The organism is Actinocorallia aurantiaca (assembly GCF_039533685.1).
GTDB lineage: Bacteria > Actinomycetota > Actinomycetes > Streptosporangiales > Streptosporangiaceae > Actinocorallia > Actinocorallia aurantiaca.
In genome coordinates this window covers 1-16,900 of the sequence record NZ_BAAATZ010000020.1, presented here as the reverse complement: position 1 = coordinate 16,900, position 16,900 = coordinate 1, and the positions used below count along the sequence as shown (strand labels likewise).

The window sequence follows — 16,900 nt, the reverse complement described above, 5'->3', positions numbered from 1 at the left end:
GGACCACGGTTGCTGACGGCGACTTCAATCGTGGCACGTCACGTGATCGCGGTCTAGCTGTTCGGAGTCACCCGGAAAGCGAAGACCAGCCCGCCGCAGAAAGGAGCCCGGATGCCCCCGACGACCGTGCCCGGCACCGCTGAAACCGAGGACCTTGAAGCGCTCAAGACCGAGTTCGGCAGCACCCACAGTGTGTGGCGCAGCAAGGTGGGAGGACAAGCGGTGGGCAGTTGGTACGCGACCCTTCGCCGTGATCCTCGACCGGAAGAAGCCGGGCTGGTCTTCCCCACGATCAGTGGAGACACCCACCAGGATCTTCGCGAGTTCCTTTCAAAGCAGGTGGAGATCATTCGGCAGCTGGCCGAGCAGGCCTGAAGCATCCGCTCATCACCGATATCCAACGATCAGGGGAGATCTGCATGACGACGGTCGACAGTTTCGCCGGCTCCGATGAGGCGAGCCGTGCCCGCCGGGAGATGGTCGACAAGCTCGTCGCCTCCGGGGCGATCACGTCCGGCGGCGTTAAGCGCGCTTTCCGGTCCGTTCCCCGCGAGGCGTTCATGCCGGAAGGGACCGACCTGGCGACCGCTTACAACCCCAACGACGCGGTCGCCGCCAAGACCGACCAGCACGGCCGGACCGTCTCCTCGCTGAGCGCCCCGTTCATCCAGGCCTACATGATCGAGCAGGCCGAACTCGCCCCGGGCATGTCCGTGCTGGAGATCGGCTCTGGAGGTCTCAACGCGGCGCTGCTCGCCGAAGTGGTCGGGCCCGGCGGCAGGGTCGTCACCGTCGACATCGACCCCGACATCACCACCAACGCCAGCGCGGCCCTGGATGCCGCCGGATACGGAAGCCGAGTCGAGGTACTGCTCGCCGACGCCGAGCACCCCATCCCCGGCCTGGGCGAGGTGGACGCGGTGATCGTCACCGTCGGCTCCTGGGACATTCCTCCGGCCTGGACCGACCACCTCACGCCGGACGGCCGACTGGTGGTCCCCCTGCGGATGAACAACATCACCCGCAGCGTCGCCTTCCGCCGTGTTGGCGGTCATCTGGAGAGCACATCGTTGGTGGTGTGCGGGTTCGTGCCGATGCAGGGCGACGGCGAGCACCACGAGCGCATCTTCGAACTACCCGACCCTCACGACGGGACCGTCAAACTCCAGTTCGACGTCACGCCGAAGGACCTGAGCCCGCTTGACGGCGTGCTGGGCAAGGCCCGCACCGAACTGCGGTCGGGTGTCGACATCCCTCGGGGTGCCTCGTTCGCCGACCTCCACTTGTGGTTCGCGTCCTTCCTGCCGGGCTTCTGCCGCATCGCCGCAGGCGAGGGCACGGAGCTGGCTGAGGAACGCCGCTGGTTCCCTTTCGGCGCGGTGGCCGACGACGGCTCCTTCGCCTACCTGGCGATCGGACCCACCCTCGACGGCACCGGGGACGAGTTCCTCGCACGCGGCTGGGGCGAAGGCGACGCAGGACCGGCCATGGTCACCCAGATCCAGGCCTGGGCCGCCGCCGGACGCCCCCAGCCCGACAGCGTCGCGTTCTGGCCGAACGGCAGCGACCACGACTTCCCCCAGGGCGCCGCGGTCCTGGAGAAACGGCACGGCCTGGTCACGATCTCCTGGCCCACGACGCCGTAGTGCCGCGGGCCAGGGAAACCCCGAATCCGAATCTAAGGAGCAGGAAATGAGTGTCCTGACCCCCGAGAGCTCCACCGCCGTCCTGGAGGACGACGACTTCGTGCTGGACATGCGCGTCGTGGAGACTCTGACCCCGCTGATGGGCAACTGCGCCACCGACGACGGCTGCGGCACTTCCTGCCAGACCAGCGCCTGCAACACCGGGGCCGCCAACCCCGTCTGATCGTTCCGCCGCACCAGACCCCTCCGCCGTCCCGCACCTCGTAGTCGGACGGGACGGCGGAGGGCCCTTCACCTTCCGGGAGTTCGATGTGAAGACGGCTCGCTCGGCCCCGTCCCCCTCGTTCCCTTCGCCCATGACGGCGTGGTCCTGGTCCGTGCGACCACCGACCCGGGCGGGTTCGGCCTTCCCGACCTCGACCCTGCTGACCATGCCGCGCTGGAGACCCACGGGCGTGCCTGGCTGACCAAGACGTGGGAGCACCCGCAGGTCAGATCCGCGGTCAGAGTGGCCAGCCCCGACCTGGCGGCCAGCCTGGACCGATGGGTGATCGCCGGTGGCCCGGCGACCATCCGGGATGTGCGCCGCGCGGTTCTGTCCCTGGCCAGCTACGTGAAGCGGTGGCAGGGCCGCGCCACGCCCTTCGGCTCGTTCGCCGGGGTCACCGCAGCTCGGATCGGCCCGGCCGCCGTCCGGATCGGTACCGGGCACCGCTCGATCGCCCGGGTGGATGCCGAGTGGCTGACCGACGTCGTCGCTTGGCTCGATGCGCACCGGCTGCTGCGGTCGCGGGTGGCGGTCGTCGCTGCCAGTACCGCCCGCGTGCGTGACGGCCGCCTCATCGTGCCGCGCCGCACCGGAACCGGTGAGCATCTGCCGGGCCCGCTGCGCGACGCAACAGTCCGCTACACCCGCCCGGTTCGTACTGCACTGGCTGCCGCCCGCGCACCGATTCCCTTCGCCCAGCTGGAAGCCGACCTGACGCACGCTTACCCGACAGCGTCGCGCGAAGCGATCTGCAACGTGCTGCACGGGCTCATAGACCAAGGCGCGCTCATCACGAGCCTGCGACCGGCGATGACGGCCGTCGATGGGCTCGCACACCTCATCACCGTCCTGCGCTACGCGCTCGACAGCGAGATCCTGCCGGGCCTGGCCGACGTCGCTGATCTCCTCACCCGGCTGGAACGCATCGGCACCGACATCACCGCGCACAACGCCGGAGACACTGCGGCAGCTGACCGCGCGGCCGCGACGATGGCAGAAGTCGTCGGCGTCGCCTCACGACCGTGCATGGCCCACGATGTGCGGCTGGACGCCGACGTGTCGGTTCCCGCTCAAGTGTTGGCCGAGGCCGAACGCGCCGCCGGAGTTCTGCTGCGGATGGTGACCCAGCCGTTCGGGACCGGCGCATGGCTGGACTACCACGCCGAGTTCCGCCGCCGATACGGGCCCGGCGCGATCGTTCCGGTGACCGAGCTGGTCTCGGAGGCCGGGCTTGGCTACCCATCCGGGTTCCTCGGGTCGACGAAAGCCCGCCCCGGCTGGCGGATGATCACCGAACGGGATGTGGCGCTGCTGCGGCTGATCGAGCAGGCCTACATGGACCAGGCCGAAGAGATCGTGCTGACCGATGCCGACGTCAACGCCCTCACGTTCGGCGACGCCGCCGCGATGGTGCCACCCGACCGGATCGAGCTGGGCTTCGCTCTGCACGCCACCGACACCGCGGCGATCGACCGAGGCGATTACCGGCTGTGCGTAACCGGAGCGCCCGCCGTCCCCACCAGCATGGCCGGACGATTCGGCTATCTGCTGGATGACGAGGACCGCGACCGGCTCGCCGCCGGCTATGCCGATGCGTCCGGCGAAGCGCTGGCAGTACAGGTTGCCTTCCCGCCGCGCCGCCCCCGCAACGAGAACGTCACCCGCACCTTGGCCTACCTGCCGCACATCGTGTCGGTCGGCGACCATCCCGACGGCACGGCCGGGCCGGTGATCGGGGTAGAGGACCTGGCGGTCACCGCCGACGCCGAGCAGATGTACCTGGTGCAGGCCTCCACAGGCCGGAGGATCGTGCCGAGGATCTCGCACGCCCTCGAACTCACGGTGCAGACGCCGCCGCTCGCGAGATTCCTGGCCGAGGTAGCCGACGCCCGCACCGCCGCATTCAGTCCCTTCGACGTCGGAGCGGCCCGCAACCTGACGTACATCCCACGCATCCGCTACCGGCGGACGGTCTTGGCACCGGCCCGCTGGGTCCTGGAGGCCGCCGATCTGCCCGAGCTGGGGGAGTGGCTGCGTAGGTGGCGGGTCCCGGCTCGGATCGTGGCGAGTACCGGAGTGCTACGGCTGCCACTCGATCTCGACCAGCCGCTCGACCGGGCCATGCTCACGGTCCAACTGAAGAAGACGCCCCGCATAGAGCTACTGGAGGGCGCGCCAGCCGACGGATTCGGGTGGTCGCAGGGCCGACCGGTCGAGTTCCTCCTCCCGATGCGCGTAGCCGTGTCCCGTCCCTTGCCGGTAACGACGCCGCCAGGCAGGACCCATCCGCCGGGCACCGACCTCGTGCTGGCTGCGCAACTGGCCGGCGACCCGGCCCGATTTGACGACGTCCTGACCGGCCACCTGCCCGGCTTCGTGGACGGCCTGGACGGGTTGGTCGACCGGTGGTGGGTGACCAGGACCCGCGACTTGATCCGGGTCGAGGCCGATCAACACCTGACGGTGATCGTCCGCCTCCATGGCCTGGACGGGTGGGCTCCGGTCGCACGCGCTTTCGGGGAATTCGCCGAGTCCCTGACCCGAGCCGCACTACCCGGCCAGCTCACGTTCACCTCCTACAACGAACACCCCGGCCGATACGGACATGGAGGCGCGCTGGAAGCCGCTGAGAGGGTGTTCGCCGCGGACACAGTCGCGGCCATCGCTCAGCTGCGGGTGGCCGGATCCAGCGGAATCCCCCCGCAGGCGGTGGCCGCAGCATCGATGGCGCACCTGGCCGCCGCGTTCGCCCCCGACCCTGTCACCGGCTACCGCGCGCTGCTCACCCGGCTGCCCCAGGGGAGTGGGCAGGTCGACCGGACGTTGGCCGCTCACGTCCACCGGCTCGCCGACCCCACCGACGGCTACCGGGCCGTCCGGGAACTGCCCGATGGGCAGGCACTCGCGGAAGCGTGGTCGGACCGAGACGCCGCCCTGGCCGGCTACTACCGGGCGGTGTCGGAGCAGCGGGAGGCAGACAGCGTGCTGCGCAGCCTGCTGCACGAGCACCACCGACGAGCCGTCATCATCGACACCGAGGCCGAACGCGACACCGGCAGACTTGCCCGCGCCGCCGCGATGCGTCGTCTCGCACTGGCAGGAGCCGCTCGATGACCTCGCAGTCAGCGGGCCAGTCCCTCGCCGACGGCGCTGCCGGTCGCGCTCTCCTGCACGTCGAACGCGCACTGCAGGACGGTGAGTGGAGCGAAGCCCAGACCGTCATCCGGCAAGCCGTCGCCGACCCGGTCGACAGCGGTCCAAATGCTGGTCTGTACTACGGCGCCCCAGCCGTGGCGTTCGTCCTGACCGCAGCCTCCGCCGACGGACGCCCTCGCTACCTCGACGCCAGCCGCACCCTGGAGAAGCATGTCAAGGCGGTAACCGAACGAAGGCTCACGCAGGCGATCATGACCGTGCGAACCGGGCGGCCGACTGTGTTTGCCGACTACGACCTGTTTAAAGGGCTGACCGGCCTCGGGGCGCTCCTGCTGGTCCGCACCCCGGGCAGCGAAGTGTTCGGCGGCATCCTGACCTACCTCACCCGCTTGACCCGCCCGCGGACGCTCGACGGGCTCCAAGTGCCGGGGTGGTGGGTTGACCACCATCCAGACACCGCCCTGCCGACTCCGGGAGGCCACGCCAACCTGGGAATGGCGCACGGAGCCGCCGGGATTCTGGCGCTGCTCGCACTCGCCGCCCGCGCCGGGCACACCGTCAACGGGCAGCGGGAGGCGATCGAGAGCCTGACGGACTTCTTTGACCGGTGGCGGCAGGACTCCGCTGATGGGCCTTGGTGGCCGCAGTGGCTGACCCGCGACGACCTCCGCACCGGGCTTCTTACCTCCCACACGCGCTCAGGACGGCCGTCCTGGTGCTACGGCGCCATCGGGATCGCTCGCGCCCTCCAACTCGCTGCTGAAGCGACCGGCCAGGAATCCAACCGGAAGACCGCCGAGACCGCGTTGGCCGCGAACCTGGCAGACCGCCACCTCGACCGGCTCGATACACCAGGGCTGTGCCACGGCCTCGCCGGCGTCTACCAGACCGCCTACCGCGCAGCCCGCGATGCCCGGCACCCCTCCATCGCCGAGCGGCTACCCGCGCTCGCTGCCCGTCTGGCCGCTCTACCCGAGGGCGGTTCAGACGGGATGTTGACCGGTGCCGCAGGTATCGCCCTGGTTACTGAGACCGCACGCCATAACGCTCCTCCTGTTTCGGACTGGGACCGATGCCTGCTGATCACCTAACCTCACCTACTCGGCTCACCGACGCGGTCCGAGCCGTCCTCGCCGGCACTGACACCGCTTCAGCTGCCATCCGCTACGGGACCGATGACGCCGATCTTGACGACGCCGTCGCCGCCTACCATGCGGCAGGGACAGCGGCTTTGGAGCAGCACGCCAGCGACGACTGGTTCCAGGTCCGGGCCGAACTCGCCGACTGGACGGCAGCCGAAACGGTCGGCGCCTTCCAACTCGGGCCACGCCTGGACGAGCTGACCGCGGCCGGAGCAATCACCGGATGGTGGTTCCTGCGCAAACACCCTTGCTGGCGGCTTCGACTCCACCACGCCGACCCTCAACCCGTCACCGAAGTCCTGGACGAGCTGACCGAGGCCGGGGCACTCGCCGGATGGCAGCCGAGCTTGTACGAACCGGAAACTGCCGCGTTCGGCGGGCCGACCGCCATGAGCATCGTCCATGACCTGTTCTGCGGTGATACCGCCGGAGTCCTGGACTACTTGCGGCAGTCCGCCCCAGCCGTCGGCCGACGGGAGCTGTCGCTGCTGTTGCTGAACGGTCTGCTTCACGCGGCCGGGCTGGACGGCTTCGAGCGAGGCGACGTATTCGCGCGTACCGCCCGCCTCCGTCCGTCACCCGACCCCGCCGCGCTCGTACCGCTCATCGACAATGTGCGAGCCTTCTTGTCGATCCCCAACTCAGCCGGTAACCCCTTGTTCTCGGCCGAAGGCGACGTTGGCCATGCGGCCGGATGGCTCACCGCCCACACCGATGCAGGCCGTCGACTACGCGATGCCGCTGCCCAAGGCCATCTCGAACGCGGCCTGCGCGCCGTGCTCACCCACATCGTGATCTTCCATTGGAACCGGTTGGGGCTGTCCGCTGACCGGCAAGGCATCCTCGCCTCCGCCGCAGCCGCCGCGCTCCTGCCACCCGACTGACCAGGACCAGCACATGCACCCTGAAGCCGTCTCCCTCGCGCTGCGCCACTTCCCCCTGATCGGATGGGCCAAGCCCGCCTGCCCCACCCTCGCCGAACGCATCGACAAGGTCGCCCAGACCGCTCACGCCGCCCAACGCGCCGACACCGACCCCCTCCACGAAGGCGCTCACGCCCTCAACATGGCTGCCCTGATCGCCTCCGACTGCGGCCTGCCCGACCTCGCCACAGACCTGTGCCACAAGCACATCGACGCTTACCGGAACGCAGGGACTCACTTCACCGTCACCCAGGCTCGCTATCAACTGGAGCCCGTCATTAACCTCGTACGGCTTCGGCTGCGCGCCACCGACGGGCAAGCCGCACTCGATCTACTCAACGCCATGTACGAGGCCGCTGTCTCGCGCGCGGACTTGGACGTCGACGGCCGGACCATCCGGCTGAGCGGCCTGGCTGGCACCCGTGAGGAGTACCGCCGACTGGTGGAATCAGTGTGGCTCCAACTCCTCGGCGATGGTGTCCGCGCACTGGCGCTCGCAGGACGGTGGGACGACGCCGTCGCCCACGCTCGCACGCACAACGGCATCGGCACACGGCTCATGGAAGGACGGCAGGCACTGGTGATCGCCCGGATGCTGGCCGACGACCACGTCCAGGCACAAGCCGCGCTCGACGAATCCGACCCGACTGACCCGTGGGAGAAGATCGCCGCAGGCTGCCTGGCAGTCCTGTGCGCCGAACCCGACGTACGGAACGGTGGCTCGGCTCTCGAACGAATGCTGGAAGCGTTCTGGAACGACCGGCTCAGGACCGAGTACATCGTCTTCCACACCCGCGCGGGCCTGGCTGTCGCAGCTCTGGTGCAGCCGACCGATCTGGAGGCCGCCGCACTTGTTCTGGAACATGTCGTAGATAGGGCTCTGCGGATCGGTGACGGCTATGCCGCCCGCGAGATCCTTCGCCACCACCGGGCCGCGCCTTTCCTGCACCTGGACCGCCAGCCCATGCTGAATGCGCTGATGGAGGGCGCAGGCCTTGGAGCAGGGGAGATCCCGGATCGGCTGCGCCGCGTGCTTCTGGCTTCGGCAGAGACGGCTGCAGCGACTGTGCAGTCTGCGGTCGCCGCCGCGCTCAACAAGCAGACGAATGGAAAGTTCCGCTAACCCGAAATCATCGACTGTCTAGGTTCGGGCCCGCAGTTCACTCGGTCACGTCCAGCGGAGTGGTGTATGAAACGATCTCCGCGTGATCCTGTTTGTGCAGGTTAAGCGGTCAGCGCCGCTGGTTGATGGTCTTCTTGCCCCGACTGGCCGGTGATCATTCTCAGCCGGGATTTGGCGAGGATCTCCGGGCCCATATAGCGGCGGGATTCGGTCCATTCATCGGTCTGCTCCATCAGCACGGCGCCGATGAGGCGGACGATGGAGGGCCGGTCGGGGAAGATGCCGACCACGTCGGTGCGGCAGCGGATCTCCTTGTTCAGCCGCTCTTGGGGGTTGTTCGACCAGATCTGCTTCCAGATCTCGCGCGGGAACGCCGAGAACGCCAGCAGGTCCGCCGCCGCCTCATCGAGATGCTCGGAGGCGGCCGGATACTTGGCCTCCAGCGCGGCGACCGCCCGGGCGTGGGCGGCCGCGACTTCCGAGGCGTCGGGCTGGTCGAAGACGGTGCGCACCAGCGTGGCGACCCACGGCTGGGCGGACTTGGGGACCTTCGTCAGAAGATTGCGCAGGTAGTGGGTGCGGCAGCGCTGCCAGCACGCGCCCGGCAGCGTGGAGCCGATCGCGTCGATGAGCCCGCGGTGGGCGTCGGAGACGACCAGCTGCACTCCGTTCAGGCCGCGGGCGGTCAGGCCGCGGGCGGTCAGGCCGCGCAGGAAGGCGAGCCAGCCGGCGCCGTCCTCGGCGGAGGTGACGTCCAGGCCGAGGATCTTCCGGCGGCCGTCGGCGTTGACCGCGGTCGCCACGAGCACGTGGATGTTGATGATCCGGCCGCCCTCGCGGACCTTCTGGGTCAGGGCGTCGATCCACACGAACGTGTAAGGACCTGAGTCCAGCGGCCTGCTGCGGAACGCCTCGACCTGGGCGTCCAGGGACTTGGAAAGCTCCGAGACCTGGCTTTTGGAGATGCCCTTGATGCCGAGCTGCTCCACCAGCTTGTCGACCCGCCGGGTGCTCACCCCGAGCAGATAGGCGGTCGCCACCACCGAGACCAGGGCCTGCTCGGCCCGCCTGCGGCGGTCCAGCAGCCACTCGGGGAAGTAGGAGCCCGACCGCAGTTTCGGGATCGCCAGCTCCACCGTTCCCGCCCGCGTGTCCCACTCCCTCGCCCGGTAGCCGTTGCGGGAGTTGACCCGCTCGCCGGAGCGCTCCCCGTAGTCGGCCCCGCAGGCGGCGTCGGCCTCGGCCGACATCAAAGCGTTCGCCATGGTCTGCACCATGGCCCGCAACAGATCCGGCTCACACGCCCCGAACTGCTCGGCCAACCACCGGCCGGGGTCCACACTGTTGTTCACGGCCACCGCGTTTCCTCTCTTCGAGATCTTGGTCGATTCGAAGAATCACGCGGTGGCCGTCTCACGTCACGCAGGCACGTCCTCACCTGCGGAAACTCTTACACCACCTCCGTGGACGCAACCCTGTGCACTGATTCCTGAAGTCCTCTGCGCTGGTGATGTGGAACGCCCCCTCCGCGCTTCGCGCGGGGGGTTGGGAGGAGGCTGCGGCGCGGTCGCGGTTCCTGGTTGCCGGCCCCCTCCCCACAGTCCGGTAAGGAGAGCGGGACAAACCGTGGGAAGAGCAGGGACTCCAACTCATAAGAGACCGGTCTGAGTGGGCACGAGGATGCCAGGCCCCTCGGTACTCACCCGCCGAGCAAGCTACTGACCAGGTGTTCCCACGGTTTGTCCCGGTCTCCATGAATCGGGGCTTGAGCAGCAACCCTGCGAGGAGTGGCGTTAGCGAGCCGACGGGGCGTCGCTTATCGCCACCGGTCGGACCGGTACAGGTGGGCGCGGGTCCTGTCGGATCTTGTAACGGTTCGGTAGCTGTGGGTTGGTTACTGGCTGGTCGGTCCTACTTTGCCGCGTATGCCGGTAGTGGATTTTCTGACCGATGATGAGGCGGCTGCGTACGGGCGGTTCGCGGGGCCGCCGTCGCGGGTGGATCTGGAGCGGGTGTTCTTCCTCGATGATGAGGATCGGGCTCTGGTGGGGCAGAAGCGGGGCGTCCACAGCAGGCTCGGGTTCGCCCTTCAGCTGGTGACGGTCCGCTGGCTCGGGACGTTTCTGGAGGATCCCTTGGAGGTGCCGGGGGTGGTGCTGGAGTTCGTGGCCGAGCAGCTCGGTGTCGAGGATCCGTCGCAGGTGAAGCGGTACACCGAGCGGCGAGAGACGCCGTTCGATCATCAGCGGGAGATCCGGCGGACCTATGGATGGAACGACTTCGTCTCGGTCGAGCCGGAGTTCGTCGCGTGGGTCGCGGCCCGTTCCTGGACCTCGGGTGACGGCCCGAAGGCGATCTTCACAGATGGGGTCGGGTGGTTGCGGGAGCGCAAGGTGCTGCTGCCGGGCGTGACGACGCTGGCGCGGCTGGTCGCGAGTGTTCGCGATGACACGACGAAGCGCCTGTGGGGTGTGCTGGAGGGGCTGCTGACGATCGGGCAGCGGTACGTCCTGGACCAGCTGCTGGAGGTGCCGCCGGGGTCGCGGGTGTCGGATCTGGAGCGGTGGCGCAAGGGCGTGCCGCCGCGGGCGTCCGGCCCGACGATCATCAAGGCGCTGGACCAGGTGTCGGAGATCCTCGGCTTGGAGCTCGCGGAGCTGGGCGCCGAGGCGCTGGTGCCGTCGCGCCGACTGGGTGAGCTCGCGAAGTACGGGATGCGGGCGGACGCCTCGGCGCTCAAGCGGCATCCGGACGGTCGCCGGCTGGCGACGCTGCTGGCGACGGTCCGGTTCCTGGAGGGCAAGTCGGTCGACGACACCCTGGAGCTGCTGGACCTGCTGATGGCCACCGAGCTGATCAACAAGGCGCAGAACGCCTCCAACAAGGAGAAGGTCCGCAAGCATCCGAAGCTCGCGAAGTCCGCGGCCCGGCTGGCGATCGCGGTGGAGGCGTTGTTCGAGTCCGAGGGGTGGGGCGGTCCGGATGAGGAACCGCGGGTCGCCGAGGTGTGGGAGGCGATCGAGAACGTCATCTCCCGCGCCGAGCTGCGCGCCGCGCTGGTGCTGGTGAACGAGAACGTGCTGCCGGCGGACGCGACCGACCCCGACGACTGGCGCAAGGAACTCCTCGGCAGATACACGACGGTGTCGGGGTTCGCGAAGCTGCTGTCCGAGGTGATCGAGTTCGGCGCGAACGCCGAGGGCGCGAAGGTGCTGGCCGCGATGAAGGCGCTGCCAGACGTGCTCACCTACCGCGGCCGCTTGGCGGCGCCGCTGATCCCGGGGCGGCTGATCGAGGCGGAGGTGGTGAACAGGGCGTGGAAGCAGTTGGTGTTCGGCCACCCGGCTCATGAGGGCGGCGCGGTGAACCGGCACGCCTATGCCTTCTGCGTGCTGGAGCGGTTCTGGCGCGGTCTTAAGCGCCGCGAGATCTTCGCCGACGCCTCGACCAAGTGGCGCAACCCGCAGGCCGAGCTGCTGGAAGGCGACCAGTGGGAGGAGCTCCGGCCCGACGTGCTGACCGCGCTCAGCCTGCCCGATAGCCCGGACGCGCTGCTGGCCGATCACGCCTGCACCCTGGACGCCGCCTACAAGGAGGTCGGCGGCCGGTTGATCGCCAACCCCGACGTCCGGGTGGATGCGTCGGGGAAGATCCACCTGACCGGGGTGAAGGCCGTCGACGAGCCGCCGTCCCTGGTGGACCTGCGGGCCCGCGCCACCGCGATGCTGCCGCGCGTGGAGCTGCCGGAGATGATCCTGGAGGTCATGTCGTGGGTGCCGGAGATGACCGAGGCGTTCACCGCGGTATCGGGTGGTCGGTCGCGGTTGAAGGACCTGGCGGTCTCGATCGCGGCGTGCCTGACGGCGCACTCGCTGAACGTCGGCTACCGGCCGATCGCCAAGAACGGCGTCGAGGCACTGGAGCGCTCACGGTTGTCGCACGTCTACCAGAACTACTTTCGGCCCGAGACCCTCAGCCTGGCGAACGCGCCGCTGGTCGCGATGCAGGCAGGCGTGCCGCTGGCCCAAGCTTGGGGCGGCGGCCTGGTCGCCGCGGTCGACGGGATGCGGTTCGTCGTCCCGGTCCCGGCCGCGTTCGCCCGCCCCAACCGCAAGTACTTCGGATCGAAACGCGGCATGACCTGGCTGAACGCCATGAACGACCGGGGCATGGGGCGCGGCGCGAAGGTCGTGTCGGGGACGATCCGCGACTCCCTGCACATGGTCGACGTCATCTTCGGCCTGGACGGCGGCGACCTCCCCGAGATCGTCGTCTCCGACACCGGCTCCTACAGCGACGTCGTCTTCGGCCTCCTGGAACTCCTCGGGATCTCCTACCGGCCGGCGTTGGCGGACTTGCCCGACCAGAAGGGCTGGCTAATCAACGCCTCCGCCGACTACGGGCCCTTGAACACCTTCGCCCGCGGCAAGATCGACCTGCGGAAGGTGAAGAAGAACTGGCAGGACATCCTCCGCGTGGTCGCCTCGATCTACACCGGGACGGTGCGGGCCTACGACGTCGTCACCATGCTCCAGCGCGACGGCCACCCCACCGCGCTCGGCGAGGCCATCGCCTCCTACGGCCGGATCTTCAAGTCCCTGCACATCCTCCAGTTCATCGACGTCGACGAGACCTACCGCCGCGACATCAAGGGCATCCGCAACCTCCAAGAGAACCGCCACTCCCTGGCCCGCAAGATCTGCCACGGCAAGAAGGGCGAGCTCTACCACCGCTACGAACGCGGCATCGAGAACCAGCTCGGCGCCCTGGGCCTGGTCTTGAACTGCGTCACGCTGTGGACGACGGTCTACCTCGACGCCGCGATCCGCCAGCTCAAGGCCCAGGGCTACCCCGTCCAGGACGAGGACATGGCCCGGCTGTCGCCGTTCGTTCACTCCCACCTCGGCGTCCACGGCACCTACACCTTCGCCCTGCCCGACCTGGCGCCCGGCGCCATCCGCGACCTACGCGATCCCGACGGCGCCGAGGACGACGACGAGATCTGACCGATCAGGTCGACGCGGGGAGAGTCTCGATCAGCCGGTCGGATTCCTCCTCGCCGGTGTGGGCGATGTAGCCGGTCGCGCCGAGAACGCGGGTGCGTGTCGAAATGTCGTGTGTGGGTGATATTTGTGCGTCGTGACCGAAGAAGAGATCATCACTCGGATCCGCGAGTTCCATTTCGTTGCGGGGACCGACCTTCCTGCGCCCGCCACGGAGGCGGTGGTGGAAGAGCTGGAGGCGGTTGTCGGGTTGGCGATGCCGCCCCTGCTCAAGCGCCTCTATCTGGAGGTCTCTGACGGAGGCTTCAACGACTGGGGGAACGCCTATCCGCTGACGCGGGAGGATGAGCGCTGCTGCTACGGGCACGGGCCGGTGCTGCAGGAGTACCTGTGGTCGGTCAAGGGGAAGGTCGACCCCGACGAGACACTTCCCGTCCCCGGTTTCCTCGTCCCGTTCGCGCACATGGGATGCTCGATCTACCACTTCGTGGACTGGAGCACCCCGGAGGGCCGCGTCTGGGCGATCGACGCCGACGCAGGGCACTACCAGCTCCCGCTGCCATGGCCCACGCTCGGCGAGCAACTGGTCAACGATATGGACAAGGTGGCATCGGGCAGCGGGCAGCGCCGCGGCAGGCTCGTCCATGTCCTCGCCGATCCCAACGGAAATCCGATCGAGATCCAGAGCGCGCACGATGGGAAGTCATGGACGGTGATCGACCTGCGCAGACATCCCACCGCTGGAAGCCCGTGGCCGGCATGGTCGGTGCGCGTCAACGGGCCAGCCCCGCGATCCACCGAATACACCGAACACACCGTGACGATTACCCCGCACAGCCGCGGCCGATGGTGGATGGACCTCGCCTCCCCCGACTCCTGGCTCTGAAGGTGTGGGCCCGCGCCCCCTCGTGATCGTCAGGAAATCCCGACGATCCGGCGTGTCCGGGCAGGGACTTTTCGGATGGGACTTTCTGGACGGCATCGTGCCTGGTCGCTACGGTGTCCAGAAAGGTAGACGTTCTCAGCCGACGTGCTCAACTGCGCGAACGCCGTCCAAAAACCCACGTCCAGGAAGTTGACGGCCCGTCCCAGCCACATTCCGGTGGTATCCCTCCAAGGTCTACGCCTGACATCTGATGGTCTGTCGGGTCCTGGGAGGGTTCGTTATCATCGCCTGATGATCACCAGGGGTCGGTTCGGGCCGGGAGCGTGGAAGGTATTGCGAAGGGCCGGGGTGCCTTTCGCCGTGCTGGCCGTCGTTTTCGTGATGGTCCTCGTGGTGGCGTCGGCGTATCCGGAGATGGAAGGGACGCCCGTCTGGGCCAACGCCCTGTTCGGGGTGCTCCTGCTGGTGGGCGTGGTGGCCGTGCTCTTCGTGCCGGTCCGGCTCTGGCAGTTGCTGCGTTACGCGCTTTATGCGGCGGGACGGCTGCCCCGGGAGGTGCGGAGCGCCGTCGAGAGGGACGAGCCCGACATGGTCGAAGGTGACGCGGCCGGGTGGGCGAACGGGCAGAGGCTGATCCGGCAGATCGAGACCGGGGAGACGCTGCAGGAGAACTTGGTGTGGAACGGGGTCGGCAGGTTCGGCGAGCGGGTCCGGTTCGACTTGTGGGCCGAACGCTTCAGCGTGGGAAAGGCGGGGAGCTGGACCGACCGTCCCGGGGCGCGGATCGCCTTCACCGACGAGAGGCTGCTCTGCAAGGTCGGCCGGCGATGGGAGAGCTATCCCTTCAGGGCGCTCACGGAGATGCGGGCCGACCTGGGCGCGAAGACCGTTGTCCTGCGGTTCTCCCGGAAACGGGAGATCGCCGTAGGCGGGTCGGTCGTGCCCCTGCTCGCGGTGTACGCGACGTGGAGGCGCCATGGCGCGGGTGCTGTCCGGCGGGAGCCCGCGCTGGCCGAGCTGGCCTCGGCGGTTCCGCCGCCGCGCGTCCCACTCCGGCCAGACACTGCATGAAGGCTGCGCCAGCCGCCCATTCCCACGGTTTGTCCCGGTCTCCGTCTCACCTGCCGCGGCATCAACGCTCCGAGGAGAAGATCCGCCCCCGAAATGGCACAACTGACGTCACCGACCCGCAGAACTCACCGGAGGAAAAATCGATGAGCGAACCCGAGCCCCCACCGACGACGAGCCACGCCGCGACCAGCGCGCAGGACTCGACCGACAGCGAGCCCGCTGAAATAGGCACAGGCGAATGCAGTCACTGCGGACATCCACAGAACTCCCGTCAATCCATGTGGAACTCGCCGCTCTTCACCGTGATCGTCGCGGGAATTCTGGCGATCGCGAGCACGCTCGGAGGCGCCCAGTTCACAGCACGCGACAATCAATCAACAACCCGCCTATCAGCCCAGCTCGAAGCCGCTCAGAACAACCGTGACAAGCGGCTCGCGGTCTACATGAACATCGAAAGAATTTCATCTCGCGCCCTCGCCATCCACGGCCTGACGTCCGGCCACGACGTTGACCTCGACAGACGAAGCATCCGCGAACTCAGCTCACTGATCAAGGCCATGGACAAGCTCTGGAGCCAGGCAAGAGCGTACGGCGTCCCCATCGCCGTCTCGGATATTCGCTACTTCCGCAGCCTCTTGTACGCCGCAACAGACTGGAATGACATTCCCATCAACAGCCATCAGCGAGGACTCATCCGCGAAGAACTTGTCTTGGCGTCAATGGACATCAGCGACCTGGTATGTACCGACCCATACTCAAGTTGCCCGGCCGAGCGCGACATCTTCCCTTATACGACGAAGGATGGCATTCAGCAATCTATAAGATCATGACGGCCGCCATGCCGACCGGCAGGAGCACTGAGGCAAAAGTCACAGCGAAGGACCCCTGGACCGGGCGGGATCCCGGGACCTGGCGGCGGGCCGCGGTGAGGCCAGCGGGGTGGCTACTCGTCTTCGCCGTCCGCCAGGAGCGGGACGTCAACGCCCAGGTGGGTGGCGATCGCGGTGAGCAGGACGTCGGCGCGCTCGGCCTTGCGCTCCAGGCGCTTGGCCCGGGTGAGGGTGTCCGAGGCGGTGCCGATCAAGGCGTCCTGGTCTTCTTCGGCACGGGTCTCGGAGTTACCGGACTTCGCCGGTCCCGCCGTACACCGAGGTGTCCGCCAGGCGGGGATGCTCCTCATAGAGGGCGTCCTCCAGCATCCGGCGGGCCTTGCGGATGGTCTCGGACGCCTCGGCCAGCAGCTGCGCCGGTTCCCCCGGCGGCCCCGACCGGGGGTAGGCGTTCGCGAGAACGACCGATCGCTCTAGGAGTTCATAGTCCAGGGACCGGAGGGCCACGCCCATCTCAACGTGCTCTTCGAAGGTCAACCGAGGTTTCATCCGATGATGATCCCGGACTGGGCACCACCCCTGTGGAGGATTCGCCCTTCCTGACCATCCACCACATCATCAACGGACCAGAGATCCCCAGGTAGAAGACGGGCTCAACCACTACTTTGCGGCTCGTCGTAGCTGTAGGAGTTCACGGCCTGCTCGGATGCCTCCACCACTGCCTCCAAACCCGGCAGCCCTATGACGAGAACGCCGCCTTCGGCCCCCGTCTCCAGGCCGCAGCTTGACTCCTTAGACCGTGTCCTACGTGGATTTTCGGGTGATCTACGGCGATGATCCTGAACCGTGCTG

14 protein-coding genes are annotated in these 16,900 nt (G+C 68.0%); 11 read left to right on the top strand and 3 right to left on the bottom strand.

Annotated elements, in window-relative coordinates; all coding sequences use genetic code 11:
* Positions 1–111 precede the first annotated feature (111 nt).
* From ABD327_RS23615 to ABD327_RS23585, 7 genes are all read left to right on the top strand, one after another.
* The gene (locus ABD327_RS23615) at positions 112–375 is read left to right on the top strand and encodes a hypothetical protein (RefSeq protein WP_344452845.1); all 264 of its coding nucleotides are present in this window, start codon (positions 112–114) and stop codon (positions 373–375) included.
* Positions 376–419: 44 nt separating this feature from the next.
* On the top strand, positions 420–1,646 hold the full coding sequence (gene fxlM / locus ABD327_RS23610; protein ID WP_344452843.1) for a methyltransferase, FxLD system: 1,227 nt from the start codon (positions 420–422) through the stop codon (positions 1,644–1,646).
* Between the two features lie 46 nt (positions 1,647–1,692).
* Entirely contained in the window at positions 1,693–1,869 is a 177-nt protein-coding gene (fxlA, locus tag ABD327_RS23605) for an FxLD family lanthipeptide (RefSeq protein WP_344452842.1), read from the top strand.
* A gap of 141 nt (positions 1,870–2,010) precedes the next feature.
* A complete protein-coding gene (locus ABD327_RS23600) occupies positions 2,011–5,028 on the top strand; it encodes a lantibiotic dehydratase (RefSeq protein ID WP_344452841.1) in 3,018 nt (1,005 codons plus the stop codon).
* Positions 5,025–6,161, top strand: a complete 1,137-nt coding sequence (locus ABD327_RS23595; protein ID WP_344452840.1) for a lanthionine synthetase C family protein — start codon at positions 5,025–5,027, stop codon at positions 6,159–6,161. Before ABD327_RS23600 ends, ABD327_RS23595 begins: the two co-directional genes overlap by 4 nt.
* A 140-nt stretch (positions 6,162–6,301) precedes the next feature.
* On the top strand, positions 6,302–7,096 hold the full coding sequence (locus ABD327_RS23590) for a thiopeptide-type bacteriocin biosynthesis protein (protein ID WP_344452839.1): 795 nt from the start codon (positions 6,302–6,304) through the stop codon (positions 7,094–7,096).
* Between the two features lie 13 nt (positions 7,097–7,109).
* A complete protein-coding gene (locus ABD327_RS23585; protein ID WP_344452838.1) occupies positions 7,110–8,258 on the top strand; it encodes a hypothetical protein in 1,149 nt (382 codons plus the stop codon).
* A 101-nt stretch (positions 8,259–8,359) separates the two neighbouring features.
* On the opposite strand, the gene ABD327_RS23580 is transcribed toward ABD327_RS23585, so the two are convergent.
* Positions 8,360–9,616, bottom strand: coding sequence for an IS256 family transposase (locus ABD327_RS23580; RefSeq protein ID WP_425547194.1), 1,257 nt, complete (start codon positions 9,614–9,616; stop codon positions 8,360–8,362).
* Between the two features lie 567 nt (positions 9,617–10,183).
* On the opposite strand from ABD327_RS23580, the gene ABD327_RS23575 reads away from it, so the two are divergent.
* The 4 genes from ABD327_RS23575 (at position 10,184) to ABD327_RS23560 (ending at position 16,048) form a co-directional block, all read left to right on the top strand.
* Positions 10,184–13,264 carry a Tn3 family transposase gene (locus ABD327_RS23575; protein WP_344452836.1) on the top strand — a complete coding sequence of 1,027 codons (3,081 nt, stop codon included), beginning with the start codon at positions 10,184–10,186 and terminating at the stop codon, positions 13,262–13,264.
* A gap of 133 nt (positions 13,265–13,397) precedes the next feature.
* Positions 13,398–14,147: an SMI1/KNR4 family protein gene (locus tag ABD327_RS23570; protein WP_344452835.1), complete on the top strand. Its 750-nt coding sequence runs from the start codon at positions 13,398–13,400 to the stop codon at positions 14,145–14,147.
* 291 nt (positions 14,148–14,438) lie between these two features.
* Positions 14,439–15,218: a hypothetical protein gene (locus ABD327_RS23565; protein ID WP_344452834.1), complete on the top strand. Its 780-nt coding sequence runs from the start codon at positions 14,439–14,441 to the stop codon at positions 15,216–15,218.
* A gap of 143 nt (positions 15,219–15,361) precedes the next feature.
* Positions 15,362–16,048, top strand: a complete 687-nt coding sequence (locus ABD327_RS23560) for a hypothetical protein (RefSeq protein ID WP_344452833.1) — start codon at positions 15,362–15,364, stop codon at positions 16,046–16,048.
* Positions 16,049–16,161: 113 nt separating this feature from the next.
* On the opposite strand, the gene ABD327_RS23555 is transcribed toward ABD327_RS23560, so the two are convergent.
* The gene (locus ABD327_RS23555; RefSeq protein WP_344452831.1) at positions 16,162–16,302 is read right to left on the bottom strand and encodes a hypothetical protein; all 141 of its coding nucleotides are present in this window, start codon (positions 16,300–16,302) and stop codon (positions 16,162–16,164) included.
* 34 nt (positions 16,303–16,336) lie between these two features.
* Entirely contained in the window at positions 16,337–16,597 is a 261-nt protein-coding gene (locus tag ABD327_RS23550; protein ID WP_344452830.1) for a hypothetical protein, read from the bottom strand.
* Positions 16,598–16,900: the final 303 nt, after the last annotated feature.